Source organism: Rodentibacter sp. (assembly GCF_057314195.1).
This window is the reverse complement of sequence record NZ_DBHLAM010000051.1, coordinates 15306-41227: the sequence shown is the minus strand read 5'-3', so window position 1 is coordinate 41227 and position 25922 is coordinate 15306. Positions and strand designations below refer to the sequence as shown.

Annotated in this window: 25 protein-coding genes and 1 riboswitch; of the genes, 9 read left to right on the top strand and 16 right to left on the bottom strand. The window is 45.3% G+C overall.

The features are described from left to right. Window positions 1-17 precede the first annotated feature (17 nt). Window positions 18-935 carry an N-acetylmuramic acid 6-phosphate etherase gene (murQ, locus tag ACO59Y_RS07385; protein WP_486131989.1) on the top strand — a complete coding sequence of 306 codons (918 nt, stop codon included), beginning with the start codon at window positions 18-20 and terminating at the stop codon, window positions 933-935. A gap of 47 nt (window positions 936-982) precedes the next feature. On the opposite strand, the gene secF is transcribed toward murQ, so the two are convergent. The 8 genes from secF to pssA all read right to left on the bottom strand — a co-directional run bounded on the left by secF (window position 983) and on the right by pssA (window position 9053). Then, window positions 983-1957, bottom strand: a complete 975-nt coding sequence (gene secF, locus ACO59Y_RS07380; protein WP_373604352.1) for a protein translocase subunit SecF — start codon at window positions 1955-1957, stop codon at window positions 983-985. Window positions 1958-1967: 10 nt separating this feature from the next. Then, a complete protein-coding gene (secD, locus tag ACO59Y_RS07375) occupies window positions 1968-3815 on the bottom strand; it encodes a protein translocase subunit SecD (protein WP_486131987.1) in 1848 nt (615 codons plus the stop codon). Between the two features lie 23 nt (window positions 3816-3838). Continuing rightward, complete coding sequence (gene yajC / locus ACO59Y_RS07370) at window positions 3839-4132, bottom strand: preprotein translocase subunit YajC (RefSeq protein WP_373603317.1); 294 nt, start codon at window positions 4130-4132, stop codon at window positions 3839-3841. 353 nt (window positions 4133-4485) lie between these two features. Further along, entirely contained in the window at window positions 4486-4695 is a 210-nt protein-coding gene (locus tag ACO59Y_RS07365) for a sulfurtransferase TusA family protein (protein ID WP_486131984.1), read from the bottom strand. A 3-nt stretch (window positions 4696-4698) separates the two neighbouring features. Continuing rightward, a complete protein-coding gene (locus ACO59Y_RS07360; protein ID WP_486131982.1) occupies window positions 4699-5211 on the bottom strand; it encodes a hemerythrin domain-containing protein in 513 nt (170 codons plus the stop codon). A gap of 71 nt (window positions 5212-5282) precedes the next feature. Further along, window positions 5283-6434, bottom strand: a complete 1152-nt coding sequence (tgt, locus tag ACO59Y_RS07355) for a tRNA guanosine(34) transglycosylase Tgt (RefSeq protein WP_373603320.1) — start codon at window positions 6432-6434, stop codon at window positions 5283-5285. Window positions 6435-6538: 104 nt separating this feature from the next. Beyond that, window positions 6539-7630, bottom strand: coding sequence for a tRNA preQ1(34) S-adenosylmethionine ribosyltransferase-isomerase QueA (queA, locus tag ACO59Y_RS07350; protein ID WP_486131980.1), 1092 nt, complete (start codon window positions 7628-7630; stop codon window positions 6539-6541). Window positions 7631-7685: 55 nt separating this feature from the next. Next, window positions 7686-9053 (bottom strand): CDP-diacylglycerol--serine O-phosphatidyltransferase, encoded by a 1368-nt coding sequence (gene pssA / locus ACO59Y_RS07345; RefSeq protein WP_486131978.1) that lies wholly within the window; start codon window positions 9051-9053, stop codon window positions 7686-7688. Between the two features lie 432 nt (window positions 9054-9485). Between pssA and gss the strand changes: the two genes are divergently transcribed. Further along, window positions 9486-11372, top strand: a complete 1887-nt coding sequence (gene gss / locus ACO59Y_RS07340; protein WP_486132026.1) for a bifunctional glutathionylspermidine amidase/synthase — start codon at window positions 9486-9488, stop codon at window positions 11370-11372. Window positions 11373-11527: 155 nt separating this feature from the next. On the opposite strand, the gene ACO59Y_RS07335 is transcribed toward gss, so the two are convergent. After that, window positions 11528-12211 carry a 2,3-diphosphoglycerate-dependent phosphoglycerate mutase gene (locus tag ACO59Y_RS07335; RefSeq protein ID WP_373603323.1) on the bottom strand — a complete coding sequence of 228 codons (684 nt, stop codon included), beginning with the start codon at window positions 12209-12211 and terminating at the stop codon, window positions 11528-11530. 173 nt (window positions 12212-12384) lie between these two features. Between ACO59Y_RS07335 and envC the strand changes: the two genes are divergently transcribed. Both envC and ACO59Y_RS07325 read left to right on the top strand, forming a co-directional pair. Then, a complete protein-coding gene (gene envC / locus ACO59Y_RS07330) occupies window positions 12385-13614 on the top strand; it encodes a murein hydrolase activator EnvC (RefSeq protein WP_486131975.1) in 1230 nt (409 codons plus the stop codon). Next, entirely contained in the window at window positions 13614-14456 is an 843-nt protein-coding gene (locus ACO59Y_RS07325) for a divergent polysaccharide deacetylase family protein (RefSeq protein WP_486131973.1), read from the top strand. The genes envC and ACO59Y_RS07325 overlap by 1 nt, the downstream gene beginning before the upstream one ends. Before the next feature lie 151 nt (window positions 14457-14607). On the opposite strand, the gene ACO59Y_RS07320 is transcribed toward ACO59Y_RS07325, so the two are convergent. Further along, entirely contained in the window at window positions 14608-15237 is a 630-nt protein-coding gene (locus tag ACO59Y_RS07320; protein ID WP_486131972.1) for a LuxR C-terminal-related transcriptional regulator, read from the bottom strand. A gap of 124 nt (window positions 15238-15361) precedes the next feature. Beyond that, a complete protein-coding gene (locus tag ACO59Y_RS07315; protein ID WP_486131971.1) occupies window positions 15362-17857 on the bottom strand; it encodes a class I adenylate cyclase in 2496 nt (831 codons plus the stop codon). 246 nt (window positions 17858-18103) lie between these two features. On the opposite strand from ACO59Y_RS07315, the gene ACO59Y_RS07310 reads away from it, so the two are divergent. Next, complete coding sequence (locus ACO59Y_RS07310; RefSeq protein WP_373604354.1) at window positions 18104-18202, top strand: hypothetical protein; 99 nt, start codon at window positions 18104-18106, stop codon at window positions 18200-18202. Between the two features lie 158 nt (window positions 18203-18360). Here ACO59Y_RS07310 and ACO59Y_RS07305 read toward each other — a convergent pair whose 3' ends face one another. Continuing rightward, window positions 18361-18771 (bottom strand): MerR family transcriptional regulator, encoded by a 411-nt coding sequence (locus tag ACO59Y_RS07305; protein ID WP_373603328.1) that lies wholly within the window; start codon window positions 18769-18771, stop codon window positions 18361-18363. A 65-nt stretch (window positions 18772-18836) separates the two neighbouring features. Here ACO59Y_RS07305 and ACO59Y_RS07300 point away from each other — a divergent pair, with 65 nt between their 5' ends. The 3 genes from ACO59Y_RS07300 to ACO59Y_RS07290 all read left to right on the top strand — a co-directional run bounded on the left by ACO59Y_RS07300 (window position 18837) and on the right by ACO59Y_RS07290 (window position 21634). Beyond that, the gene (locus ACO59Y_RS07300) at window positions 18837-19448 is read left to right on the top strand and encodes a cation efflux transmembrane domain-containing protein (RefSeq protein WP_486131969.1); all 612 of its coding nucleotides are present in this window, start codon (window positions 18837-18839) and stop codon (window positions 19446-19448) included. A 169-nt stretch (window positions 19449-19617) separates the two neighbouring features. Then, a complete protein-coding gene (locus ACO59Y_RS07295; RefSeq protein WP_486131967.1) occupies window positions 19618-20091 on the top strand; it encodes a DMT family transporter in 474 nt (157 codons plus the stop codon). Between the two features lie 297 nt (window positions 20092-20388). Further along, window positions 20389-20490, top strand: a riboswitch (TPP riboswitch). A gap of 91 nt (window positions 20491-20581) precedes the next feature. Continuing rightward, window positions 20582-21634 carry an ABC transporter substrate-binding protein gene (locus ACO59Y_RS07290; RefSeq protein WP_486131966.1) on the top strand — a complete coding sequence of 351 codons (1053 nt, stop codon included), beginning with the start codon at window positions 20582-20584 and terminating at the stop codon, window positions 21632-21634. Window positions 21635-21778: 144 nt separating this feature from the next. Here the strand turns inward: ACO59Y_RS07290 and ACO59Y_RS07285 are convergent, their stop codons facing one another. The 3 genes from ACO59Y_RS07285 to asnA all read right to left on the bottom strand — a co-directional run bounded on the left by ACO59Y_RS07285 (window position 21779) and on the right by asnA (window position 24620). Further along, complete coding sequence (locus ACO59Y_RS07285; RefSeq protein ID WP_486131965.1) at window positions 21779-21874, bottom strand: methionine/alanine import family NSS transporter small subunit; 96 nt, start codon at window positions 21872-21874, stop codon at window positions 21779-21781. Between the two features lies 1 nt (window position 21875). Then, on the bottom strand, window positions 21876-23390 hold the full coding sequence (locus ACO59Y_RS07280; RefSeq protein WP_486131963.1) for a sodium-dependent transporter: 1515 nt from the start codon (window positions 23388-23390) through the stop codon (window positions 21876-21878). A gap of 237 nt (window positions 23391-23627) precedes the next feature. Continuing rightward, window positions 23628-24620 carry an aspartate--ammonia ligase gene (gene asnA / locus ACO59Y_RS07275; RefSeq protein ID WP_373603334.1) on the bottom strand — a complete coding sequence of 331 codons (993 nt, stop codon included), beginning with the start codon at window positions 24618-24620 and terminating at the stop codon, window positions 23628-23630. Window positions 24621-24777: 157 nt separating this feature from the next. Between asnA and asnC the strand changes: the two genes are divergently transcribed. After that, the gene (gene asnC / locus ACO59Y_RS07270; protein WP_486131960.1) at window positions 24778-25230 is read left to right on the top strand and encodes a transcriptional regulator AsnC; all 453 of its coding nucleotides are present in this window, start codon (window positions 24778-24780) and stop codon (window positions 25228-25230) included. A gap of 64 nt (window positions 25231-25294) precedes the next feature. Here the strand turns inward: asnC and nfuA are convergent, their stop codons facing one another. Next, on the bottom strand, window positions 25295-25879 hold the full coding sequence (gene nfuA, locus ACO59Y_RS07265) for a Fe-S biogenesis protein NfuA (protein WP_373603336.1): 585 nt from the start codon (window positions 25877-25879) through the stop codon (window positions 25295-25297). Between the last annotated feature and the right edge of the window lie 43 nt (window positions 25880-25922).

Here is a 25922-nt window from a genome sequence, read left to right as displayed (position 1 = left end):
TTTTCAGACAACCTGCCATGAACGAAACATTACTACAAACTCTCTCGACGCTTATCACCGAACAACGCAATCCGCATTCGATGGAGGTGGATTGCCTTTCCGCCTTAGAAATCGTGACGCTAATGAATACAGAAGACAAACAGGTTCCTCTTGCCGTCGAACGCGTATTACCACAAATTGCACAGGCCGTGGAAGCCGTAGTAAAGGCCTTTCAATGCGGTGCTAGATTGGTCTATCTCGGCGCAGGCACCAGCGGCCGTTTAGGTGTATTAGACGCCTCGGAATGTCCGCCAACGTTCGGCGTGCACAACGAAATGGTGAAAGGCATTATCGCCGGCGGCGAGCCTGCGATTCGTTATCCGGTAGAGGGGGCGGAAGATAATTCGAACGCGGCCGTGACGGATTTACAAGCGATCGATTTCAATGCAAAAGACGTATTAGTGGGCATCGCGGCAAGCGGACGCACACCTTATGTATTGAGCGCCTTAGGTTACGCCAAACAACTCGGTGCGATCACAGTTTCTATTGCCAGCAATCCGAACTCGCCTATGGCGCAAACGGCAGATATCGCTATCGATACGCTGGTCGGTGCAGAAGTGCTGACCGGCTCTAGCCGTTTAAAATCCGGCACGGCACAAAAATTGGTACTCAACATGATCAGCACCGCATCCATGATTTTGCTCGGCAAATGCTATGAAAATTTGATGGTGGACGTGCAAGCAAGTAACGAAAAACTTAAAGCACGCGCTGTTCGTATTGTAATGCAAGCCACCGAGTGCGACGAAACCATAGCCAAACAAACGCTAACGATAGCCGAACAAAATGCCAAGCTGGCAATTATGATACTTTTAAGCGGTTTAGAAAAAGACGAAGCGCGAGCCTTATTGGAAAAAGAGAAAGGACGGCTGCGAAAAGCGTTAGCCGGCAAAGAATAAAAAATCAGTCGGCTAAACGAACTTAACCGACCAATAATATTTATGTCTTAAGGAAGTTCATCCACTTCGCGATCCGCTTTCGGCGGAATCATGTGTTCGCGGCGCAGCCCCACGTCGTAAGCGATTGCAATGGCGATAAAGATGGAAGAATAGGTACCAAAACCAATCCCGACCAACAACGCCAGCGAAAAGTTGTGAATAGACGGTCCGCCGAAGAAAAACAAGGCGATCACCACGATTAAAGTCGTCGCAGAGGTCATGATGGTTCTTGATAGCGTTTGCGTGAGGGAAATATCAATAATATCAATCGTATCTAACCGACGAATTTTACGGAAATTTTCCCGCACTCGGTCGAACACCACAATACTGTCGTTGATGGAATACCCTACTACGGAAAGAATCGCTGCCACAAAAGTTAAATCCATTTCCACTTGCAACGCCGAAAATACGCCAAGCGTAATAATCACGTCATGGGCGAGGGAAGCAATACCGCCGAAACCTAAACGCCATTCAAAGCGTGATCCAACGTAAAGCAACATCATAGCAAGCGTCGCTAAAGTTGCGTAAACCGCGCCCTGTGCCAACTCTTCTCCGACATTCGGACCAACAAATTCTACACTCTTAATTTTAATGTTCGGATCTAATTCCACTAACATGGCTTTTACGCGATCACCAATGGTTACATCGTTATCCGCCGCCGGTAAACGAATCATCACGTCTTGCACGGAACCGGTGGTTTGTACGATAGGGCTTTCGATGCCATGCTCGTTCAACTTAGCGCGAATTTGATCCAAGTTCGCAACTTGCGAGAAACGGGTATCAAATACTACACCGCCGGTAAAATCCAAGCCCCAGTTAAAACCTTTAGTGATAATGAAAAACAGCGAAATCACCATCGCAAAGGCAGAAAATAAATAACCCCATTTACGCACTTTCATAAATTCGGTCAATGGGAACGGGAGTTTAATTCCATTGATTTCACGAATAAAATGCCCGTCTTTATCTTTTGCAAAAAGTTTCATCATTCCCTGCCTAAATTGATAATTTCTTAATATTTTTTCCACCGTAAATTGCGTTCACAAGGGCGCGCGTTCCTGTAATTGCAGTAAACATGGAAATCGCTACCCCTAAGGAAAGGGTGATCGCAAAGCCTTGAATCGGACCGGTACCGACGGCATAAAGAATGATTGCCGTTAAAATAGTGGTTAAATTGGCATCGAAGATAGATGTAAATGCGCCGTTATAACCTTCATTAATCGCTTGCTGAATCGGGCGACCATTACGGATTTCTTCTTTAATCCGTTCGAAGATTAACACGTTGGCGTCCACCGACATTCCCAAAGTTAATACGATACCCGCAATTCCCGGCATAGAAAGCGTTGCACCCGGTAGAATTGACATCAAACCGACCAACAACACGATATTAATTACCATAGCTAAACTCGCGATAACGCCGAAAACTTTATAGTAAAACAGCATAAACAGGATCACCGCAATTAACCCCCAAAAACTCGCATCCAAGCCCTGTTCCACGTTTTGCGCGCCAAGTGATGGACCGATAGTGCGTTCCTCCACAATTTGCACCGGTGCGATCAAGGCGCCGGATTTTAGCAACGTGGAAAGATTATTCGCTTCCGCCATACTGCTTACGCCGGTGATTTGGAAATTCGCACCGAAACGCGCCTGAATGGTCGCCACGTTAATCACTTCTTCGCTTTTCTCTAAAATGGTTTTACCGTTCTCATCTTTTTTGCCGTTGTCTTTATATTCAACATAAAGGGTCGCCATCGGTTTTTTATAAAATTTCTTAGTGATTTGCGACATTTGATCGCCGCCTTCGCTATCTAAAGTAACGCTAACTTGCGGCGTGCCGGATTGCTGATCCAATGCGGCGCTGGAATTGATAATATGCTCACCGCCCAAAGAAGGACGTTTTAATAAAACCACGGGCATACCTTGACGGTCATATTTCACTTCAGAATCTGCCGGAACAATACCACGTGCCGCTGCTTCAACATTCGCCGTCGGATTCACCAGGCGGAACTCAAGGGTGGCGGTCGCACCTAAAATTTCCTTCGCGCGTGCAGTATCTTGCACACCCGGCAATTCGATCACAATGCGTTCAGCGCCTTGGCGTTGAATCACCGCTTCCGCCACGCCTAATTCGGACACCCGCTTACGCAAAATAGTTAAGTTTTGTTCAATCGCCAAATCCCGCGCTTCATTCAATGCGGTGCCGGAAAGAGATAAGGTTAAGGTATCACCGGAATCGCTCACATCCAGGGTCGGATGCGCTTGACGAATAATCCGACTGGCTTTGGAAATTTGAGCGCTATCGGCCAAGGTAACCGTCGTGCCGAAATTATCGGCATTTTTAATTGCGGTGTATTGAATTTTTTCTTTACGAAGTTCGGTACGCAAGCTGTCCTGCAATTGTTCTTGGCGTTTTGCCAAAGCGGAATTCATATCCACTTCCATCAAAAAACGTACCCCGCCGCGCAAATCCAAGCCCCATTTCATCGGGTTGGCGCCAAGCGTGCTTAACCACGCGGGCGTAGCCGGAGCAAGGTTCAATGCGGTGGTATAATGATTACCGAGTTTTTCGGCAATTTTATCCTTGGCAAGTAATTGATCATCGGTATTGCTGAAACGGGCAAGAATCGAACCCTGTTCGAGGATCACTGATTTGGCAGTAAGATTATTATCTTTTAACACTTCTTGAACTTGGCTCAACGCCGTCGTATCAGCTTGTTGCCCGCGTGTACCGGAAATTTGCACGGCCGGATCTTCACCGTAAATATTTGGAAGAGAATATAAAACACCAATGGCGACCACGAGGATCACCATTAGATTCTTCCATAATGGGTAACGATTTAACATAGTTTTCCCTTGGGTATGCAGGATTAAAGCGTTTTGACGGAACCTTTCGGCAGGATGGTTACAATGTAGTTACGGTTGATTGTGATTTCTGTATTTTCATTTAACGCAATCACTACACTGTTGTTGTCTTCGATCACTTTGGTGATTTTGCCCATCATACCGCCGGCAGTTAACACCTCAGTACCTTTAGCCAGTTCGGACATCAGTTTTTTGTGTTCTTTGTTGCGTTTCGCTTGTGGGCGATAAATCATAAAGTAAAAAATTAAACCGAAAATCACGAAAATAAATAACGTGGACATTGGGTTTTGTGCTTCCATTGTAAGTTTTCCTTATTAAGTTGAATTAAGTTGAAATTTGGGCGCTAAAATACCATAAATCGCGTGAAATGTGAAAAGCATATTGAACATTACACGAAAAGCGCGCACTTGATATTGTAAAAAAACGCACCTTTTCTTCCGTTGATTTGGTGCCTTCGCACGACTAACCTTTACACTAATTTTGCATCTTTGGCTGACCACATTGAACACGGCTCATTCAATGCGGTGCTTATTTGAGACTTCAATGCGGTGCTCGTTTGGGATTTCAATGCGGTGCCAAAAATGAAGCTCGCAAAAAGCGTCGTCGAATGTGTTTATGGTCGGTACGGTCGGATAAAAAGGGCGGCGACAAATTAACGTTTACGGATTATTAATGTCCGATCTGCCTCGTATTGGCAATGGCAAAGGTACATTTCACAAAGTCGTTGGATTTCGCGCCAATCACTGTCGCCGGAAAGTAAAACCGATAATTTATCCTCCGCCGTTAGCCGCAACAGCGCTTGCTTCACCATCAATAGCGGCAACGGGCAACGATAATCGCGGGTATCAAGTAGATAATCCATACATTACACAAGGCGTCGTTTTGACATAATCGCGCCCATCACCTTTAATTCCGCCTCGCTCAAATAACGTTTTCCCAATTCAAACAATGGTTCTTCAATAGCGATATGCCGGTCGTAAGCCGCAACGAAACGCTGAATCAGCACCGCATCCACCTTATCACATTGTTGCGCAACAAGACTTTCGAGTTGTGCCGCAAGTAGACGCCAATTTTCATGCAAATCAACATGTTGGCGTTCCAATTCATCCACCTTCGCTTTCGCTTCAGGCACTTTGGCTATCAGGGCAGGGAAAAAATCCTTTTCCTCATCGTCATGATGCAACGGTGCGGATTGATTGAAATAATTTAGAATTTGCCGTACATCGTTTTTTACCGCCTGATTGCAACCGTGCTTCGTCAAATAATCAGGCAAAATCGTCAGCTGTCGACAAAAACGCTTCACTTTACCGTGGCAAGCGTACAGCATTTCAATGGGTTCATTCCAGCTAGCGAATTGTTGGGGTTCTAGAATTTGCATAAATGCTCCTGTTATTGGAAAAGTGTGGTTGATTTGAAAACGTTTTTAAAAATAACCACACTTTTCACTGATTATTGCGCTGTTTCAGCTAATTGTAACGGTGGAACGGGTTTGCCAATTCGCGCATAAAACGCCACCACAAAATCCTCAAAACGATCCGCTTCAATTGCTTGACGGATTTCCGCCATTAAGCGTTGGTAATAACGTAAATTGTGAATAGTATTAAGACGCGCGCCTAGGATTTCGCCGCATTTGTCCAAATGATACAAATAGGCTTTGCTGTAATGTTTGCAGGTGTAGCAATCGCAGTGCGGATCCAATGGGCTGGTGTCATCGCGATATTTGGCATTGCGGATTTTTACAATACCGTCGGTGACGAATAAATGTCCGTTCCGCGCGTTGCGGGTCGGCATCACGCAATCAAACATATCGATCCCGCGTCGCACGCCCTCCACCAAATCTTCCGGTTTACCCACGCCCATTAAATAACGCGGTTTATCGGCAGGAATTTGCGGGCAAATGTATTCCAAAATGCGGTGCATATCTTCTTTCGGCTCGCCCACGGCTAAACCGCCTACGGCATAGCCATCAAAACCGATGTTCACTAAGCCTTCCAAGGAAACCTTACGCAATTCTTCAAAGGTGCCGCCTTGAATAATGCCGAACAAGGCATTTTTATTGCCCAATTCGTCAAAACGTTTGCGACTGCGTTGCGCCCAGCGTAAGGACATTTCCATAGATTGCTTGGCGTAATCAAAAGTGGCGGGATAAGGCGTGCATTCGTCGAAAATCATCACAATGTCGGACCCCAAATCATATTGAATTTCCATTGATTTTTCAGGGGAAAGAAAAATGCGTTCGCCATTGATCGGGTTTTGGAATTTTACGCCTTCTTCGGTAATTTTGCGTAATTTGCCCAAACTGAATACTTGGAAACCGCCGGAATCCGTGAGAATCGGGCGATGCCACTGCATAAAATCGTGCAAATCACCGTGTTTACGCATGACTTCTTGCCCCGGGCGCAACCACAAATGGAAAGTATTACCGAGCAAAATTTCCGCACCGGTGGCGCGCACTTCTTCCGGCGTCATGCCTTTTACCGTGCCGTAAGTTCCCACCGGCATAAACGCCGGCGTTTCCACGCTAAAGGTGCCTTGTGGACGTTCAAAGATCAGACGACCGCGACGGGCATTACCGCTGATTTTATCTAATTCATACTTCATTTTTTCCTCAACGAATAAACAGTTCGAAGGTTTTCGCCAATAAAAAAGCCTGTTGATACAGGCTCTGCGCATTTTATGGAGTACTCGGAAATAAGTCAAACCGCTTATTTCCAAGCCTTCACCTCAGGATTCTTGGAAATAAACATCGCATCACCGTAACTGAAAAAACGATAACGATTTTCCACCGCACTTTTATAGGCATTCATCGTATGCGAAAAACCGGCAAAGGCGGAAACCAACATAATCAGCGTGCTTTCCGGCAAATGGAAGTTGGTAATCAAACAATCCACGATGCGAAATTTTTTGCCGGGATAAATAAAAATCGACGTATCGGAAAAATAAGGTTCGATCATCTCGCCATTGCCGTTTTCCTGCGCTGACAATGCCGCCGTTTCAACGGAGCGCACGGACGTAGTGCCCACCGCAATCACGCGTTTGCCCGCTTTTTTAGTCTCAATGATCGCATTGCAGACTTCTTGTGAAAGTTCTACGTATTCCGCATGCATAATATGCTCTTCAATATTTGCCACGCGTACCGGTTGGAACGTTCCGGCCCCGACGTGTAGCGTAACAAATTGAAAATTCACGCCTTTGGCGCGCAGTTTTTCCAATAATTCATCGTCGAAATGCAATCCGGCAGTCGGCGCGGCCACCGCACCGGGCACCTTACCATAAACCGTTTGATAACATTCTTGATCCGCTTCTTCGTCAGGGCGATCAATATAAGGCGGCAGCGGCATATGGCCGATTTGTTGCAACACGTTTAGCAGCGTACCGGATTTGTCGGCTAATTCCACTTCAAACAACGCGCCGTGACGGGCATTCATTATTGCTTTAACGCCGTTGTTTTCGCCGAGCTTGTCTTCGCCTAAAAATAATTCGGCACCTGCTTTCGGTGCTTTGGAAGAACGAATATGCGCCAGAAAGCGCTGCTCATCCAACATCCGCTCCACCAGCACTTCGATTTTACCGCCACTGGCTTTACGTCCAAACATACGTGCGGGAATCACCCGTGTGTCGTTGAAAATTAACAAATCACCTTCGTTAATCAAGTCGAGCACATCGGTAAAAGTACGATGGAAAAGTTCGCCAGTTTCGCCGTTTAATTGCAATAGTCGGCAAGAAGAACGATCTTCTTTCGGATAACGGGCGATCAGTTCATCCGGCAAATCAAAATAAAAATCGGAAACACGCATAATATTTTTACACTTAAGGAAATTTTAAGGGGAAACGCGACATTTCCCCTTACTGCTATAAAATCATTTTCACTAACTTATCCGCTTGAATGCGGGCGAATTTTTTCAGTAATTTTTGCACCGGTTCCGGATACTGAGAAAGCTCTTCAAGCTCGGAATAATGCTTTAACACGGTGGTATGTCGGCGAATATGTTGCAATTCTTTGGTGACTTGCGGCCGTAATTCGTGCTGCGGATCACGAATCAACAAACCGTTTTCCGCATCCAAACGCCAAGCGCGCGGATTCAAATTATTACCAGTGAGTAAAATATAATCATTATCCACCCACACGCCTTTTAAATGATAGGTATTGTCGCCGTCTTTCCATAAGCGAACGCAAAGCTGACCGCGTTCGATTTCGCCTTCAAATTTTTCGCAAAAACGACGCAAATTACTTTCGTATAAATAAGGCAAAGCGCCCGCCATTTTGAAGGGCTGTGTCGGCGGAATGTAAAAGTCATTCGCCACCTTGTCACCCACGATAATTTCCACTTGCTTGCCCTGCTCCAACAACGCAGCAATTTTTTGTTGCAAGGTGCGCGGAAAATTAAAATACGGCGTGCAAATAATCAAATTTTGTTGCGTTTTCAGGAACAATTTTTTGATTACTTGATTGAGTTCGTTGCCCGATGCGCCCAAACCAAATAACGGCGAAACACTTAAAACGTCGGAACATTCGCCCGCATTTGGCAAATTGTATTCGGCGTGGTTGGCCAGATTTTTACGATACGCACGAATCGCCGCACGAATTTCCTTAGTCCGCGGGCGATTGCCAACATCAAGCGGGAACACCGCATTGAAATCCAATAAATAGTCGTTGATAAAATTCACCATCGCGTCCGCCAGCACCGCATTGGTGATTTTTTGGTAGCGGTCGTAACGATATTTGTCTTGTTGTTGCAAATACACATTATTAATACTGGCGCCGCTATACAGCACGCTGTTGTCAAACACGAAGCCTTTGATATGCAACACGCCGAACACTTCGCGCGTATTAATCGGCACACCGAAAAACATATTCGGATCGTCAGGCAGTTGGTAGGTTTGACGTTGCTCGCAATACCAATCGGCATTGGTGGCCGATTTTTCAGCGCCCAATAAATTGCGCTGGGCACGATGCCAATCCACTAAAATTTTTACATCCAAATCCGGGTGTCGTTGCTTCGCCCGATAGATTTCGTCCAAAATTTCTTGCCCCGCATCGTCTTTTTGCCAGTAAAGTGCGGTGATATAAATGCGTTTTTTGGCATTTCGAATCAATTCAATAATCTGCGTTTTAAATTCGGCCGGGCTGAACAAAAATTCCACTTGCGTTTTTTCTAACGGCAAAAAAGGCAAGTTTCGGATGTTTTGCTCGGCACGTTTGAATTTATTGATTAACATAATTTATCTCTGCAATTTCTATCAGCCATTTTAAGAATGGGCTAGTTTACAATATTTCCCCGGCAGATTGACAGAAAAAAGCTTTTTTTTCGTCACAATGCCGAATGAATTTTCGCCGTTTTCGACTAATTCTTGTCCGGCAAATCTTTTCCACAACGCAGTCCGCAACATTCCTTCGAACCTTCAAATGAGCACCGCATTGAAAGCCCTACCGAAGCGTCCCAATGCGCGCTGAAAGGTCGCCAAATCAACCACGCGTTGAGCATAAGACGGCAGAAAACCTTTTCGCTATGGTGGGGCTTCAATGCGGTGCTCTACGACGAGCTCGTGGCGGCGGACATCGATGCACTACCGATTGAACGCGCAAAACATTTGGGGGCGCAAAGCAAAAGATCTATACTATGCCCGTTTGTTATTTCACTCGGAGTTTTTATGCCGGAACGTTCTACTAATATTACCACTCACGATCCTTTCGGCAGCCTGCTCGGTTACGCACCGGGTGGCGTTGCCATTTATTCTTCCGATTACACCACGGCCGACGAAGCAGAGTTTCCCGATGATGCCGCCTTTCGCAGTTATTTAGGACGCGAATATATGGGCTATAAATGGCAATGTGTGGAATTTGCGCGCCGTTATTTATATCTCAATCACGGCATGGTGTTTACCGACGTGGGCATGGCCTATGAAATTTTTTCGTTACGTTTTCTGCGCCAAGTGACGAACGACGCCTTGTTACCGTTGCAAGCTTTTGCCAACGGCAGCAAACGCAAACCCGAAGCCGGTGCGCTTTTGATTTGGCAAGAAGGTGGTGAATTTAAACATACCGGTCACGTAGCAATTATCACCGAAGTATTAGACGATAAAATCCGCATCGCCGAGCAAAATGTGATTCACTCACGTCTGCCGAGCGGGCAACAATGGACGCGCGAGCTGCCAATGCGGTGCTCAAACGGTTATCTGTTGCAAGATACCTTCGACGATACGGAAATTTTAGGCTGGATGATTCAAACCGCAGATACGCAATACAGCCTGCCACAGCCGACGCCAAAACCGGAAGATTTGGTGATTAAAGCCGGACATATTGAAAATAAAGGTCAATTTGAAGGCCATTGGCTAGATGAATCGAAGCCGTTTGATGCTGCTTACGTGAAAGCGATGCACGGCCATCGCGTCAGCCGTTCGGATCAATATCGTTATTTCGCCATTTCCGAAAACGCTCAACATGAACTGATTCGTGCTACCAACGAACTGCATTTAATGTATTTACACGCCACCGACAAAGTGCTGCAAGACGATAAATTACTGCAATATTTCAATATTCCTAAACTGCTTTGGCCGCGCTTGCGTTTGTCTTGGCAGAATCGTCGTTATCAAACCATCACCGGCCGTTTGGATTTTTGTCTGGACGAGCGTGGACTAAAAGTGTACGAATATAATGCGGATTCCGCATCTTGCCACGCCGAGGCCGGCGAAATAATGAATCGTTGGGCACAACAGGCGGGACTTAAGCTAGGAGAAAACCCCGGTGAAGGTTTGCGCAATGCCTTGGCGGATTGTTGGCAACACAGCCGCGCCAGCAAATTAGTGCATATTTTGCAAGATCACGACGATGAAGAAGATTATCACGCGCTGTTTATGCGCCAAGCACTGATCCAAGGCGGCTTTCAAGCGAAAATTATTCACGGCACGGAAGGGCTACATTGGGATAATCGCGGTCGCTTGTTGGACGATGAAAACCACCAAATCCAAAGCGTGTGGAAAACTTGGGCGTGGGAAACCATGTTGGAGCAATTGCGCGAAGACGCGACAGGACAAGAAGTGGCGCCACCGATTCGGACCGGCTATGCGGAAGATAAAGTGCGCCTAATCGACGTTTTGTTGCGGCCGGAAGTGCAAGTTTACGAACCACTTTGGACGGCGATTCCAAGCAATAAAGCGATTTTGCCGGTGTTGTGGTCGTTGTTCCCGAATCATCGTTATTTGTTGGAAGCGAGTTTTGAACTGACACCGGAATTAATCAAAAACGGTTACGCGCAAAAACCGATTGCCGGCCGCCGCGGCGACAACGTGAAATTGTTCGGCGATGACAATTTGGTGTTAAATAGCACGGATGGACGTTTCGGCAAACAAGAAAACATTTACCAACAGCTTTGGTGTTTACCAAAAGTGGAAGATCAATATTTACAAATCTGCACTTTTACCGTCGGTGGGCATTACGGCGGCAGTTGTTTACGTTCCGACCCAAGCCGAGTGATTATGGGCGACAGCGATATGCAACCGCTGCGTGTATTGTCGGAAAAGGATTTTCAAACCAAATAAATTCTCTAACTCAATGCGGTGCTGATTAGCCACTTCAGCGCTTTCATTTCTCACCTTGCAGCCACAAAAAACCGCAGGTTTTCACCTGCGGCTTTCGTTTGTTCGTGTAAACAAAGTGCGACAAGGAAACCGCACTTTTTTCACCGAATGAAAGATTAAAGATAGTAATGACCTAAATAGTTTAACTTTTCATCAAGTTTTAACACAAGTGGTTGGCCGGTCGGGATTTCAAAATCCATAATTTCCGCGTCGGAAATGCCGATGATGTGTTTTGCCAAAGCGCGTAAGGAATTGCCGTGCGCGACCACCAATGCACGTTTGCCGGCGAGTAAGGCCGGAGCAATTTGATCTTCCCAGAATGGGAGGGCGCGCTCTAAGGTTAATTTTAAGTTTTCAGCATTCGGTACGATGTCTTTTGGTAAGTTGGCGTAACGACGGTCATTATGGGCGGAATTCGGATCGGCCGGATCTAAATCCGGTGGGGAAATATCGTAAGAACGACGCCAGATGTGCACTTGTTCGTCACCGTATTGTTCAGCGGTGGCTTTTTTGTCCAAACCTTGTAGCGCGCCGTAGTGACGTTCGTTCAAGCGCCAGTTTTTCACTTGTGGAATCCATAATTGATGAGATTCTTCCAATACAATGTTACAGGTTTTGATGGCGCGGGTGAGGACGGAGGTGAAGGCAATGTCAAATTCATAACCGGCTTCGAATAATTTTTTACCAGCCGCTTTGGCTTCTTCCACGCCGCGTTCGGTGAGATTGACGTCGCGCCAGCCGGTGAATAGGTTTTTTGCGTTCCATTCACTGAAACCATGACGAATAAAGACTAATTCCATAGGATTCTCCTTGTTGTAGGTAAATTAAAAACGCGCATTTTATAGCAAAAAAACCCACCATGTTAAAGCGAAAAGGCGGTATTTCCTGATCTTTCGCAAAAATCCGCGGGAAACTTTTTCGCCTTTTGACAAATATGATAAGATTCGCGCAATTTTGTGAATGGGGACGGGTTATGTCGCGGTTTGCCTTATATGGGAAAATATCTATCGTGACCGCGCTTTTGTGTGGCACTATTTCGGGCTATGCGCCGACGGGCGAGGCCGCCGATCTCAATCAAATTCAACAACAAATCAAGCAACAAGAATCCAAACTGGCCGAGCAAAAACGCGCACAGGCCAAATTACAATCCACGCTGAAAAATCAAGAAAGTAAAATCAATTCTGTGGCGGGTGAATTGCGCGATACCGAACTGAGCCTGCAAGAAATTCGCAAGCAAATCGCCGAGGCAGACGGACAAATCAAGCAACTTGAGAAAAAAGAACGCGAGCAAAAAGCCAAGCTGGCAAGACAAATGGATGCGATTTATCGTTCCGGTTTGAATCCTTCCGTGTTGCAACGAATGTTTTCCGAGGATGCTCAAAAAGCGGCGCGAATGAAAGTGTATTATGAACATTTAAACCGCGTACGCATTGAGACGATTGAAAATATTAACGCTACGCAAGCGCAAATCGCGAAACAAAAAGAAGAGATTTTAAGCCGTCAACAAAGTCATAAAGCGCAGCTTTCAACGCAAAAAAAACAGCAACAGGAATTAGAAAAAGCGCAGCGCGAGCGTCAATCAACGTTAAACGAAATCAATAAAAATATCGATAAAGATCAAAATAAACTAGCCACTTTACGCGCTAATGAAGCCGCCTTGCGACAAGAGATTCAGCGGGCAGAACAAACGGTGCGAGCGCAAGAACAACAAGAACGTGAGGCCTTGGCACAGCGCAAACAAGCAGAAGAAAAACGCACCGCCAAACCTTATCAACCGACAGAACAAGAACGTCGCTTGATTAACAGCGCTAACGGCTTAGGCGCGGCAGCGCGGCAATATCAAAAACCGGTAAGCGGTTCCACGCTGTATTCGTTTGGCTTCACACAAGCGGGTGAAGCACGTTGGAAAGGCATGGTAATCGCGGCACCGCGAGGTACACCGGTACGCGCCATCGCCGGCGGGCGGGTAATTTTAGCCGGGCAATTAAATGGTTACGGCTATATGGTGATCGTTAAACATGGCGACAGCGATTTGAGTCTGTACGGTTTTAATCAAGCGGTATTTGTGCAAGCAGGACAACTGGTCTCTGCCGGACAAACCATCGCGCAAGTGGGTGATAGCGGCGAAGTTTCGCGTCCGGCGCTTTATTTCGGCATCAGCCGTAAGGGCGTGCCGGTGAACCCGGCGGGGTGGATTAAATAATGTTCGGCTTACTAAAAAACGCGCGCAAAAATCTGCTTGTTTTTTCCGCCGCGCTTTATTCCTCATTAACTTTCGCGCAACATAAACTTGCCATCGTAATTGACGATGTGGGCTATCATCCAAAACAAGACGCGGCAATTTTGGCAATGCCACGCGAGATTTCCGTCGCCATTATTCCCGCCGCCCCTTACGCGGCGACACGAGACCGCGAAGCCTTTGCGCAAGGGCGCGATATTTTGATTCATATGCCGATGCAACCGGTGAGTTCGATAAAAATTGAATCCGGCGGCTTGCATTTGGGTATGTCGGCAGAACAGGTGACGAATCGTGTACAAACGGCGAGAAATATCGTGCCGCACGCCATTGGAATGAATAATCATATGGGGAGCGCCGCCACGGCAGACAACCTATTGATGAGCCATTTAATGAACGCGTTGCGCGCGCAGCATTTATTTTTCCTGGATAGTCGCACCAGCGGCAAATCCGTAGCTGGCAGAATCGGACGCGAACAAGGCGTGCGCGTGCTTGAACGTCATATTTTTTTAGACGACAGCAATGAACCGGCTGATGTACAACATCAATTTCAAGCTGCCCTTCAATACGCACGCAAGCGTGGCACGGCCATCGCGATCGGCCATCCACGGCCGAATACCGTTGCGGTACTGCAACAAGGTTTGGCTAATTTACCGGCGGATATACAGTTAGTCGGAATAGGCAGTTTATGGCGCGACGAAGCTTTCGTGCCGAGCAAACCCTTTATCTTGATTTTCAACGATATTCCGGCGCCAACCTCGGTCGCCCCCTTTGAACCGGTGCCATTGCTGCGCGGCGTACCGCGTTAAAGTTGCCCGATAGCACCGCATTGAAGCCTTGCGGGACAAGGGTTCAATGCGGTGCTGAAATCGATCTTCGCCTTCAGCATTTTTTAAAGACAAAAAAATACGGTCGGAAAACTCACGAATTTCCGACCGTACATTTTTATTTTAAACCGCATTAACGGCCGTTATATTCGAAATATAACACCGTAGCCGCGACGCGGGAATGGACGTTAAGTTTGCGCAATAAATTGCGAATGTGCACTTTTACGGTTTCTTCCGAAATAAATAATTGTCCGGCAATTTGTTTGTTCGATAACCCGGTGGCGATTAAATGTAATACGTCCATTTCGCGCTCCGTTAAAGAATCCATCGGATCTTGGCGATGCTCGCGTTCAACCAACAAATTTTTAATCGAATCGCTTAAAATCACTTCACCTTGCGCGATGGCTTTAAGTTGTTCGAGCAAGGTATCCGGCTCGGTGTCTTTGAGTAGATAACCGTCTGCACCGGCATCCACCAAGGCGAAAATATCATTTTTCGCATCGGATACGGTGAGAATCACAATGCGCGCGTCCACCCCTTCCGCCCGTAAGCCTTTTAATGTATCTAACCCCGAAAGTCCTTTCATGTTCAGATCTAAAATGATCAAATCCGGTGATGTTTGTAATGCAACGGAAATCCCTTCCGCACCGCCGCCAACGTCGGCAATCACTTCAAAGTTATCGTCCAATTCCACAAGCTGCTTAATGCCGCGACGCATTAGCGGGTGATCGTCTATCAATAAGACTTTCAATGTTTCTTGCATATTCCCCCCTAGGCGAAGATTTGACGAAAAAATCGCGTTATTTTAACGAGATTTTAACGATCTTCCAATGTAAAAAATGATGAAAGTTGATTTAGCACATCAATTCCCGATGGGAAAACTTGGATTAAACGGCTTTGCGTTGATATTTAAACGGTAAAATCTGCACGCGACCTTGCGGACAACGTTGAATTTGGTAAAACTGCGGATAATTGAAATTACGCGACTCGATGTGATACGGATTCTCGCCGCCTTCCAAGCACGAGGCCTGATAAAGTCGGTTAATTTCGCGTACTTTCTCGTCTTTCGAACCGTCGCAATGGCGATAAATTTCCAAGTGATTGGCTTCGTTTAACAGATAGACATTGAAGCTGTCGTCTTTGTTATCTTCAAAGAAAAATTGTAAGAAACCTTCGCTGGCGAAGTGATCAATATCCGGTGGATATCGACGATCCGGTGCGGGAAGCTCGTCTTTTTCTTCCACCGGACTTTGCAGCACGTCATCAAAATCTGCTGCATTTTGCGCGTCACTATCCACTTCTTGCAAACTGATGCCGCGATCTTCGAAAAAGAATTGCCAGTTTTTACCGGCCACGCGTAAACGCGGCGTACGGCACGCTTGGCTGTCACCCAATTGAATACTGATGCAACGATTAACCAAGGCGTTCACTAGGCTACGTAAAGCGCGCCGATAATGTTGGCTATAACAAAAAACCTGTACGGAACGCGGACTGCCAGCGCCACGATAAATTTTATTGGAAAGCACTTTTAAAGCCATCAAAATCGCATGCGGCCCCTCAAAATGCAGGGTGCGAATTTCGTTCCATATATTGCGATAAGTGAAATCAATGCTACCGACTAAATTTTGTTCGAGCGGACCGAAACTAAACAAATCACTGGCGGAAAGCTGGGCTTTCAATTCAGTTAAATGGGCGGTGGGATCCACCGTTAAATTCACCGCAATGACGATATTGCGAATTTCACAAGGTGTCGCCAGGGCACCGCTGTCTGCTGCGGTAATGGCGCGCGAAAAAGATAAGCGCAGATCCGCCACAAAATTACGTAAGGTTTCGATACTGACGGTTCGACTGAATAAATATAGCTCGGTTTCGGCAGTAAGTAAGTGGTTAAAATACGCCCAAGCCACCAATTTATTCAAGCTCTCGCTGTATTCGATGACACGATTTTCCGAGAAGATCATCGCGCTCGGCGGTTGATTAATCAGATACCAACCGTCTTTAAAATGTTTGTTGCCACGTACTTCTAAGAAACTGATGTGGCGTTCCGACAAATCGCGAGAAATTTGCGTATTAAGCAAAATCACTTTGCCGGGCAACGCTTCAAATGCGGTATAAAGTTTACGCGTAAGAATGTTAATATCTTGCGGTGCTACACGGGAATGAATTTTGTGTTTACGCGCAAAATTGACCAAATTGTGATAACTCAGCATCAGGAATTTCACCAAATTCTCATGACTTTCCTTCACTCGTTTGATTTTCCAAAATGGACGACGATTGAGTTCGCGAATGATATCGTCACTCCAACCCCATTCTTGCGCCAAAATTTGCAGATAATTGGTGCGCCAGTTATGAATTTGGCATAGTGCCAAATCTTCGGTGGCTTTTACATAAAAACAACAGCGCACAAAATCCAATCGTTTAAATTCGGCAAGTTCGGTTAAATAATCCGTCACTTTGGCAAGCATGGCGATATACGGATCAAAATGATGAGACGGCGTGGTGTTGCCGGCAAACAGATCTTCTTTGAATTGGCGAGCAATCAAACGGGTATTCGGATATTCTTTGGAATAGGCTTCCAACAGTAAAATTTTCAGCACCGATTTATAAGGCGAATCAATTCCTTTATAAAGCTGCCAAAGACTGGCACCAAAATATTCATTGGCTGAAAACTGCCCTAATCCACCGAAATCCACCCAATCCTGTGGGTTGATTTCGCCGTTTTCGACGGCTTTTTGCACTTCGCTTTCGTAATCCGTTTCCTTTTCCACCCAAAAATGCAGCCACAATAGAGGGTTGCCTGCAAGGCGAACGGCGGAGCGATAAAACTCGTCCAACAACAACATATATTGCGCCGAACCGCTGTTTTCGTTCGTGATCGGGTCAGCGTAACGATCATTGCGAAAACGTTGTTGATCGACTAAATAAAAATGAATTTCCACATCGAATTGCAGCGCCCATTCTTCGATTTGGCGTGCTTTTTGCGTTAATAAATCGCGCTGTGTATCGTTTAAGTCTTCACGACAACAAATCCAAGTGTCCATATCCGAACTGCTGGTTTGGCTAATCGAGCCGAAACTGCCCATTACGTACAAACCTAAAATCGGCGGTTCGGCCGTATAAAATTGCCGTTTGAAAGCATCGTAATGAGCGGGATATTCGCCCTTAAGAAAACGTTGTTGATAATCCGACAATGAAAAATGTGCGACGCCGCAAGGCGCTTTCACCACATAACCGGGCAAACTTGGATGATTTAATTGAAAAAGTAGCGGGAGCAAAAACAAAACCTGTTGGAAACCGTCACCGGAACCGAGCAACGCGCGTTCCAAACGGCGTTGATCTAACATTTCCACACATTTTCTCGCTCGATTAAGATCGTGTTTCAAGCAACATCCTTATCGGATGGAAAAAATTGGCGTTACTCTACCACTTGCGGGCGCAAAAGCAAAGCACGACGCCCCAATCCGTGCGCGATTTGCGATATCCTGCGCCCTATTTTGAACAATTGATTTTATTACGCTGATTTCTTCTGCGCCGATTTCCGCGCGAGCCTGTCGACCAAATCCAGCACTTTCGGTTAGGTATTCGCCACTTTCTGCACGCCGATGATGTTGTGCCCCTTAGCACTGCTGATTTCCACCAAGTTCGCCAACAGCACCGCATTGAATGCTATGCAAATCACGCTTTTTTTCTGTTTAGTTCTGACTTTATCCGTTCGCTCTCGGTGTTAACGTAGCTCATCACCGAGAATTCCAAACAAGGTAGTAAAAATCACTTTTTTATAAAAACTCGACAATAATCCATAACAAATAATTGAATAAAAAGTGGTTTGTATTGATAACTTTGGAAAAAAATAAATCCTATGTTAAGCACAAAATAAAGCGATTTTTTAATGTTGTTCTGCGCGTGTTGAAATGCCTTTTAAGGCTTCGCATTCGGTAACATCATTTTTTTCACATTGCATTAAAGGGAAGAGAAAACGTTCAATTTCTTGCAATTTAGCAATTTTTTCTTGTATATCTTGATAATGCTTTTGCACCAACATATTAACAGGGACGCATTCGCCTTTTTGTTGTTGATAAAGCTCAGTAAAACGAGCGGTTTCTTCCACACTGAAACCAAGTTCACGGCAAGCTTTAATAAAATTAAGTAAAACAACGGTATCTTGCGTATAAAGACGATAGCCGTTTGCCGCTCGAATGGGAGCAGGAAGTAAACCAATTTTTTCATAAAACCGTATGGTTTCCGGTGTGGAGTGGGTTTGTTCGCAAAGGTTTTTAATTTGTAAATAATTTTTCATTTTCTTTGACCTTGTTGTTAGTACAGGGTTTAAAGTGCATTCATCTTAATGAATAAGGAGAAAAAATGAAAGATTGTTGCTCTTCTCATCATTGTGAAACAGCTGTTTCACAACGTTATCGCTATATTTTATGGACGGTATTTGCCATTAACTTTGGAATGTTTTTGGTAGAAATCATCAGTGGCGTAAACGCCGACTCTGCCTCGTTATTGGCGGATTCGTTGGATTTTCTAGGCGACGCTAGCAATTATGGAATTAGCTTGTTTGTGCTTTCAATGGCGTTATCAGTACGTGCAAAAGCGTCTTTACTCAAAGGCTACACGATGGCAATTTTTGGTGTATGGGTGCTAGGCTCAAGTGCGTATTTATGGTGGCTAGGCAGTTTGCCAAGTTATCATAAAATGAGCTTAATCGGCATACTTGCCTTGGTCGCAAACGTCATTTCCGCCTTATTACTTTACAAATACCGCGAAGGTGATAGTAATATGCGCGGCGTATGGATTTGTTCGCGTAACGATGCGATTGGTAATTTATTGGTTATTGCTGCGGCAGGTGCAGTGTATTTTACCCAATCCAACTTACCCGATTTACTCGTGGCAACCGTGATCGGTGAATTAAACATAAGTGGGGCCGTGGCAGTAATCCATCAAGCCCAAAGTGAATTGAAAGTGAACTAAAAACTGCGTTTGTCGCCAACAGCACCGCATTGGCGCCTGTTTCAATGCGGTGCTGTTGGCGATGGTCACCGTTCTCTGTTAAAACGACGCACAGTGTAATCTTTCAAGTTTTTTTGTCATTGGACGTCGGGCGGAAAAACACTATAATGCCGCCTTTTTCGGAGGCTTAATGTTTTTTGTTTATCTTCTGCTTGCTTTGGCGGCGGGCACCGCATTGGCGTCGCAATCTGCTATTAATACGCAATTGGCTAAAGCGGTGGGCGGCGAACCGCTCGTCGCGACCTTCATTTCTTTTGCCGTCGGCACCATTTTGTTATTTATTATCGCGCTGTTTAAAACAGATTTATGGGACGGATTGAGTGAGATTCCGCGGCAGCCTTGGTGGAAATTGCTGGGCGGCGTACTCGGTGCAGGCGTGGTATTCAGCACCGTTTTATTAGCACCCAAACTCGGCATTACCGCCATGCTATTTTTTATTATTATCGGTCAACTGCTTTCCGCCGCCACGATCGATCACTTTGGCTTAATCGGTATGCCGGTGCGTGAAATAAACCTTGTCAAACTTATCGGTTTGACGATTGTCGCCTTTGGCCTGATATTCTATTTCTTCGGCGATAAAGTCATCGCGTTGCTGAAAAGTTAAAGCGATCGATTTGCCAAAACAGAAGCCGCCTAGGCACCAATACAATCGCAATATTTCCCGTTTGAGATCGCGCTTTCCAATTCAACTGACGATGCGGCATAGAAATTATGCCCTCTTTGCTTAAAAGTATTATCGCTTCCGCTGTTGGAAAGAAACCTGTGCATAAAATAAGGCTTCAATGCGGTGCTCTGCGGAGGATCCAATTTCCTTTATCTTTTGGCTGCTCTTAGATGCATCAAAATGTCTCTCAAACTCGTCTTATCCGTTTACAAATCCGTAACAAACGCCTATAGTAACGCCCGTTAGTCGGGGTGCTCGGTTGCGCAAACAATCGAGCTGAGAAATACCCGTGAACCTGATACAGTTAGCACTGACGTAGGAAACTAATGCACTTCACTCTGCTTTTCCAAGGCTTATTTCAAGCCGTTTTCCCCCGTTTAGCTGTTAGCCGGTATTGTTTTTCAATCTGATCTCACTAAGGATTAAATCAATGTCCAAGCTTTCTAAAAATCGCTCAAAAACATCATTAAAAACGGCCGCATTTTGCCTGCTCCCAATGCTTTTTTATACACAAGGTGCCCGGGCGGAAGGCAAACTGACCATTTATTGCAGCGTGCAAAATGTCACATGTGAAAAAGTCACCCAACGTTTTGCCGAAAAATATAAGGTCGATGCGAAATTTGTACGCAACAGCACCGGCGCCGTACTTGGCAAAATCAAAGCGGAAAAAGACAACCCGCAGGCAGACGTCTGGTTTGGCGGTACCTTTGAACCTCACTTACAAGCTGCCGATCAAGGCTTACTCGCCTCCTATCGTTCCCCATTACAAAAAGACATCATGCCGCAATTTAAAAAATTAATGGACGAACGGGGTGATTACACCTCAATCATTTATTTGATGGAAGTCGCCATCGGTGTGAACACGGAGAAATTAAAACAGCTGAATATTCCTGAACCCAAATGCTTTACCGACTTACTCAAGCCCGAATTCAAAAACCTAATCCAATACGCCGATCCGCGCGTTTCCGGCACCGGCTATTCATTACTCACCACACTGGTTCAACTTTGGGGTGAAGAAAAAGCCTTTGATTACTTGAAAAAACTCAATACCAATGTGGCGCAATATTCCAAAAGCGGATTGGCAACCGGTAATTTAGCCACCGGTGAAGTGGCTGTTGACATATCCTTTATGCACAGCTATGTGCGTGAAAAAGACAAAGGCGCACCGGTAAAAGGCATTTTGCCTTGCGAAGGTGTCGGCTACACATTGGGCGCAGTCAGTATCATCAAAGGCGCACGCAATCTTGAAAACGCTAAACATTTTGTGGATTTCGTCCTCGACACCGAAGCGCAAGAAATCCCATGGCGGGAATCCGATTCTTACCAAATCCCAACCAATATTCACGCCAAAGCCTCCCCTAAAGCCAGTGATCCGACCAAACTCAATTTATTGGACATTGACTTCATCCGCTTCGGCGCCGATGTAGAAAGTAAGCGGTTAATTGAACGTTGGGTTGAGGCAGTAAGAGGAGAAAATAACTAAAATAAGATATAAAGTTAAAATAATGGCGAAAGCTCACAAATGGCGCACCAGAATTTTCGCAGCAAACGGAATTGAGCCGGCTTTCGGGAAATATTGGAAAAACAAAATAGGACCGCATTGAAGTGCGGTCCTATCTCGTTTCGTTTAATTTTCTTTCGGCAAACGCAGTAAGGCGTAAATCAACCCACCCCAGATTACGCCAAGGGCGACGATCATCATAATAATTGCACTGGTACTCATATTATTCTCCTTTGGCTTCTAGGGTTAATTTGGTTTCGCTTTTCCATTTTAAACGGGAAAGAATAAACGCCACCACGAGCAAGCTTACGGCCATCCCCCAGCCAAAGATATTTACGAACCAACTCGGGTAGCCTTCGTAACCTTCGGCAAACACTTTCGCGCCTTCGCTAAACAGCATAAACGCCAAAATGCCGGTGGTAAGAACGATACATAAACGCCAGAAGAAGCCGACTTTAAAAGAAGAGGTTTCGTTTAAGTGATCGCCCAATAAACCTAATTTTTCGTTCGCCACAATCGCAATTAATGACACAAATGCCACAGCAACAATACCGAAATAGTTCACGAATTTATCGAATACATCTAACATCGGTAAGCCGGTGGTGGTACCGAATAAAATTACCGAAACCAACATCATCGGTACACCCACGATGAAGGTCACTTTTGCACGACGAATACGGAGTTTGTCTTGAATCGCCGAGATGATGACTTCGATAACGGAGATGAAAGAAGTTAATGCCGCAAAAGTTAAAGAACCGAAGAACAACACGCCTAACACTTCGCCGAAAGGCGCTTTGTTAATGATGGTCGGGAAGGCGAAGAAAGCCAAACCGATGCCGCCTTTTGCCACTTCGCTCACTTCTTGCCCTTGAGCCGTTGCGATAAAGCCCAATGCGGCAAACACGCCGATACCGGCTAATACTTCAAAGCTACTGTTCGCAAAGCCTACCACTAAGCCACTGCCGGTGAGATCCGATTCTTTCTTCAAATAAGAAGCGTAGGTCACCATAATGCCGAAGCAAATGGACAGCGAGAAGAAAATTTGACCGTATGCCGCAATCCACACGCTAGGACTGGAAAGTTTTGACCAATCCGGGGTAAATAACGCATCTAAGCCTTTCGCTGCGCCCGGTAGGAATAATGAATAAATCACCAAAGCAACGAACATAATCACCAATACAGGCATTAAAATGGCGGAGGATTTCGCGATCCCTTTTTGGATGCCTAAAGACAATACGCCCAAAGCAACTACCCACACCGCGATTAACGGGCCGGTCACCATACCGACAAAATCAAAGCTTACACCGTTAGCAATATCGCCCATTTTCAAGAATTCACCAATAAAGAAGTCGATCGGTTTATCACCCCATGCGCTGTTGATGGAAAAATAAGTATAGCTTGCCGCCCAACCTAATACGACCGCATAGTACAAGCCGATAATCACGTTGACCATCACTTGCCACCAACCAAACACTTCGAAATGCGGGCTGAAGCGACGATAAGAAAGCGGTGCACCACCGCGGTGACGATGGCCGATTGCGTAATCTAAAAATAAAAGCGGAATCCCCGCGGTTAATAACGCGATAAGGTAAGGGATAATGAATGCACCACCGCCGTTTTCATAGGTGGTGTAAGGAAAACGCCAAATGTTACCCAACCCAACGGCTGAGCCAATGGCGGCTAAAATAAACGCATTACGACCGGAGAAGGTCTCACGTTTCGGAGCGGATTGCGCCATAAAATTGTTCCTGTTAAAAATAAAAAGGACTCAACTATAATGAAATCTTAAAGTGAGTCAATAAAATTGACGATATCTCAAAGCTAAAACGTTATTCGGCTTGCCCATTCCGCTTGGGTTTACCGAATAACGTTAGTTCCGATCCGTCGCCACTGCGACTATGAAGTGCTCCAACAGCACCGCATTGGAGCCAAGCAATGCACGGCGTATTACAACACTTTGCAATGCTTGAAGAAATTAAAGAATATGCTGATATTGTTCCAGCATTTCTTTCGGCCAAACACTGGATTGTACTTCACCGATATGTTTTTTACGAAGTAAGAACATCGCCATACGGGATTGACCAATACCGCCGCCGATAGTTAACGGCAATTTGCCGGCCAGTAATTCTTGGTGCCAATCCATTTTCAAACGTTCCTCATCTCCGGTTAAGCCGACTTGCAAACGAAGGGCGGATTCATCCACGCGGATCCCCATAGAGGAAAGCTCGAAGGCTTTCTCTAAATCCGGATTCCACACCAAAATATCGCCGTTCAAACCTTTATAGCCGTTTTCTGATTCCGTGGTCCAGTCATCATAATCCGGTGCACGACCGTCGTGCGGTTTACCGTCGGATAATTTACCGCCGATACCGATCAAGAACACGGCGCCATATTCTTTACAAATGGCATTTTCACGTTCTTTGCTGGTTAAATTCGGATAACGTTTCACTAAATCTTCACTGTGCACAAACGTGATATGTTTCGGCAAAATCGCCGGAATATCGAAACGTGCTTCCACCGCTAATTCGGTCAAACGCATCGCACGATAAATAGAATTTACGGTTTCTTTTAAATAGGCGAAATTACGGCGACCTTCCGGAATCACTTTTTCCCAGTCCCATTGATCCACATAGACGGAATGCGTCTGATCCAATGAATCTTCGTCAGGGCGCAACGCTTTCATATGCACAAATAAGCCTTCGCCTTCTTTAAAATGAAAACGGGCGAGAGTATGTCGTTTCCATTTCGCTAAAGAGTGAACCACTTCGAACACCGCATTGGGGATTTGTTTTACGTTAACTTGAACCGCTTTCTCGACACCTGACAGATTGTCTTGCATCCCATTGCCCACCTGACTCAAAATTGGGCCTTGCACTTCGATAATACCAAGTTGTTCAATTAAGTTTTGGGTGAAAGTGTTCTTCACAAAACTGATTTCTTGTTGTTGCAAAATAAATGTTTTTTTCATATTTTCCGCCTATTTTTTAAAAAAGAAGTAAATTTCATTAGGTATTATTTAACAAAATGAACATATAGCTCAAGTATTTTATTTACCTGTTGATTAATATTGAATATTATTTAAATAGATGGTAAAAAATTAGATAATCTTTAAAAGGAGTTATTTCATGCACAATATTGACAATTTGGATCAACAAATCCTCCGCGTTCTCACCAAAGACGCCCGCACTCCCTATGCCGAAATGGCAAAAAACTTCGGCGTCAGCCCCGGCACTATTCATGTGCGTGTAGAAAAAATGCGTCAATCCGGCATTATTGAAGGCACCAAAGTGATTATTGATGAACGTAAACTCGGCTACGATGTGTGCTGTTTCATCGGTATTATTTTGAAAAGCGCGAAAGATTATGAGAAAGTGATTAAACAATTGGAGACTTTTGATGAAGTGGTTGAGGCTTACTATACCACGGGAAACTATTCGATTTTCATTAAAGTAATGACGCATACCATTGCGGAATTGCACGCCGTACTAGCAACCAAGATTCAACTAATTGATGAGATTCAGTCCACCGAAACATTAATTTCAATGCAAAATCCGATTTTGCGGGACATAAAGCCATGATTGCCAAAAATGATTAGGGGCGTAAATACGCCCCTGTTCATATTAATTAAACGGAAATGGAAGGTTAATAATAAGAATGCTCTCCGCGCTGATGTTCCGTTACGTCTTTTGCACCTTTCAATTCGTTCGGGAATAAACTAATCAATTGTTTTTCTACCCCGTCTTTTAAGGTGACATCCACCATCGAGCAACCGTTACAGCCACCGCCAAATTGTAAAATCGCGTAGCCATCCTCGGTGATCTCAATTAAGGTAATACGTCCGCCGTGACTGGCAAGCTGCGGATTGATTTGAGTTTGAATGACATATTCTACGCGTTCAATTAACGGTGCATCATCCGCCACTTTACGCATTTTGGCATTCGGCGCTTTAAGTGTTAATTGAGCACCCAATTCCTCCGTGACATAATCAATTTCCGCTTCCTCTAAGAATGGTAAACTGACTTCATCGACAAAGGCGGAAAAATTGTCGTATTTCATTTCAATATCGCTTTCCTCTACCGCATTCGGTGGGCAATAAGATACGCCGCACTCCGCATTCGGCGTACCGGGATTAACCACAAAAATACGAATATTAGTGCCCTCTTCTTGAGTACTTAACAATTTGCGAAAATGCGCTTGCGCCGCTTCCGAAATAGCAATCTGTTCCATAAACGTTCCTTAATACTTGAGAAAATTTGTCAGCGATGATACG

Bases quoted from the DNA above. Each gene is read 5' to 3' on its own strand.
- murQ (WP_486131989.1), top strand. From the start codon at position 18: ATGAACGAAACATTACTACAAACTCTCTCGACGCTTATCACCGAACAA.
- secF (WP_373604352.1), bottom strand. From the start codon at position 1,957: ATGAAACTTTTTGCAAAAGATAAAGACGGGCATTTTATTCGTGAAATC.
- secD (WP_486131987.1), bottom strand. From the start codon at position 3,815: ATGTTAAATCGTTACCCATTATGGAAGAATCTAATGGTGATCCTCGTG.
- yajC (WP_373603317.1), bottom strand. From the start codon at position 4,132: ATGGAAGCACAAAACCCAATGTCCACGTTATTTATTTTCGTGATTTTC.
- ACO59Y_RS07365 (WP_486131984.1), bottom strand. From the start codon at position 4,695: ATGGATTATCTACTTGATACCCGCGATTATCGTTGCCCGTTGCCGCTA.
- ACO59Y_RS07360 (WP_486131982.1), bottom strand. From the start codon at position 5,211: ATGCAAATTCTAGAACCCCAACAATTCGCTAGCTGGAATGAACCCATT.
- tgt (WP_373603320.1), bottom strand. From the start codon at position 6,434: ATGAAGTATGAATTAGATAAAATCAGCGGTAATGCCCGTCGCGGTCGT.
- queA (WP_486131980.1), bottom strand. From the start codon at position 7,630: ATGCGTGTTTCCGATTTTTATTTTGATTTGCCGGATGAACTGATCGCC.
- pssA (WP_486131978.1), bottom strand. From the start codon at position 9,053: ATGTTAATCAATAAATTCAAACGTGCCGAGCAAAACATCCGAAACTTG.
- gss (WP_486132026.1), top strand. From the start codon at position 9,486: ATGCCGGAACGTTCTACTAATATTACCACTCACGATCCTTTCGGCAGC.
- ACO59Y_RS07335 (WP_373603323.1), bottom strand. From the start codon at position 12,211: ATGGAATTAGTCTTTATTCGTCATGGTTTCAGTGAATGGAACGCAAAA.
- envC (WP_486131975.1), top strand. From the start codon at position 12,385: ATGTCGCGGTTTGCCTTATATGGGAAAATATCTATCGTGACCGCGCTT.
- ACO59Y_RS07325 (WP_486131973.1), top strand. From the start codon at position 13,614: ATGTTCGGCTTACTAAAAAACGCGCGCAAAAATCTGCTTGTTTTTTCC.
- ACO59Y_RS07320 (WP_486131972.1), bottom strand. From the start codon at position 15,237: ATGCAAGAAACATTGAAAGTCTTATTGATAGACGATCACCCGCTAATG.
- ACO59Y_RS07305 (WP_373603328.1), bottom strand. From the start codon at position 18,771: ATGAAAAATTATTTACAAATTAAAAACCTTTGCGAACAAACCCACTCC.
- ACO59Y_RS07300 (WP_486131969.1), top strand. From the start codon at position 18,837: ATGAAAGATTGTTGCTCTTCTCATCATTGTGAAACAGCTGTTTCACAA.
- ACO59Y_RS07295 (WP_486131967.1), top strand. From the start codon at position 19,618: ATGTTTTTTGTTTATCTTCTGCTTGCTTTGGCGGCGGGCACCGCATTG.
- ACO59Y_RS07290 (WP_486131966.1), top strand. From the start codon at position 20,582: ATGTCCAAGCTTTCTAAAAATCGCTCAAAAACATCATTAAAAACGGCC.
- ACO59Y_RS07285 (WP_486131965.1), bottom strand. From the start codon at position 21,874: ATGAGTACCAGTGCAATTATTATGATGATCGTCGCCCTTGGCGTAATC.
- ACO59Y_RS07280 (WP_486131963.1), bottom strand. From the start codon at position 23,390: ATGGCGCAATCCGCTCCGAAACGTGAGACCTTCTCCGGTCGTAATGCG.
- asnA (WP_373603334.1), bottom strand. From the start codon at position 24,620: ATGAAAAAAACATTTATTTTGCAACAACAAGAAATCAGTTTTGTGAAG.
- asnC (WP_486131960.1), top strand. From the start codon at position 24,778: ATGCACAATATTGACAATTTGGATCAACAAATCCTCCGCGTTCTCACC.
- nfuA (WP_373603336.1), bottom strand. From the start codon at position 25,879: ATGGAACAGATTGCTATTTCGGAAGCGGCGCAAGCGCATTTTCGCAAA.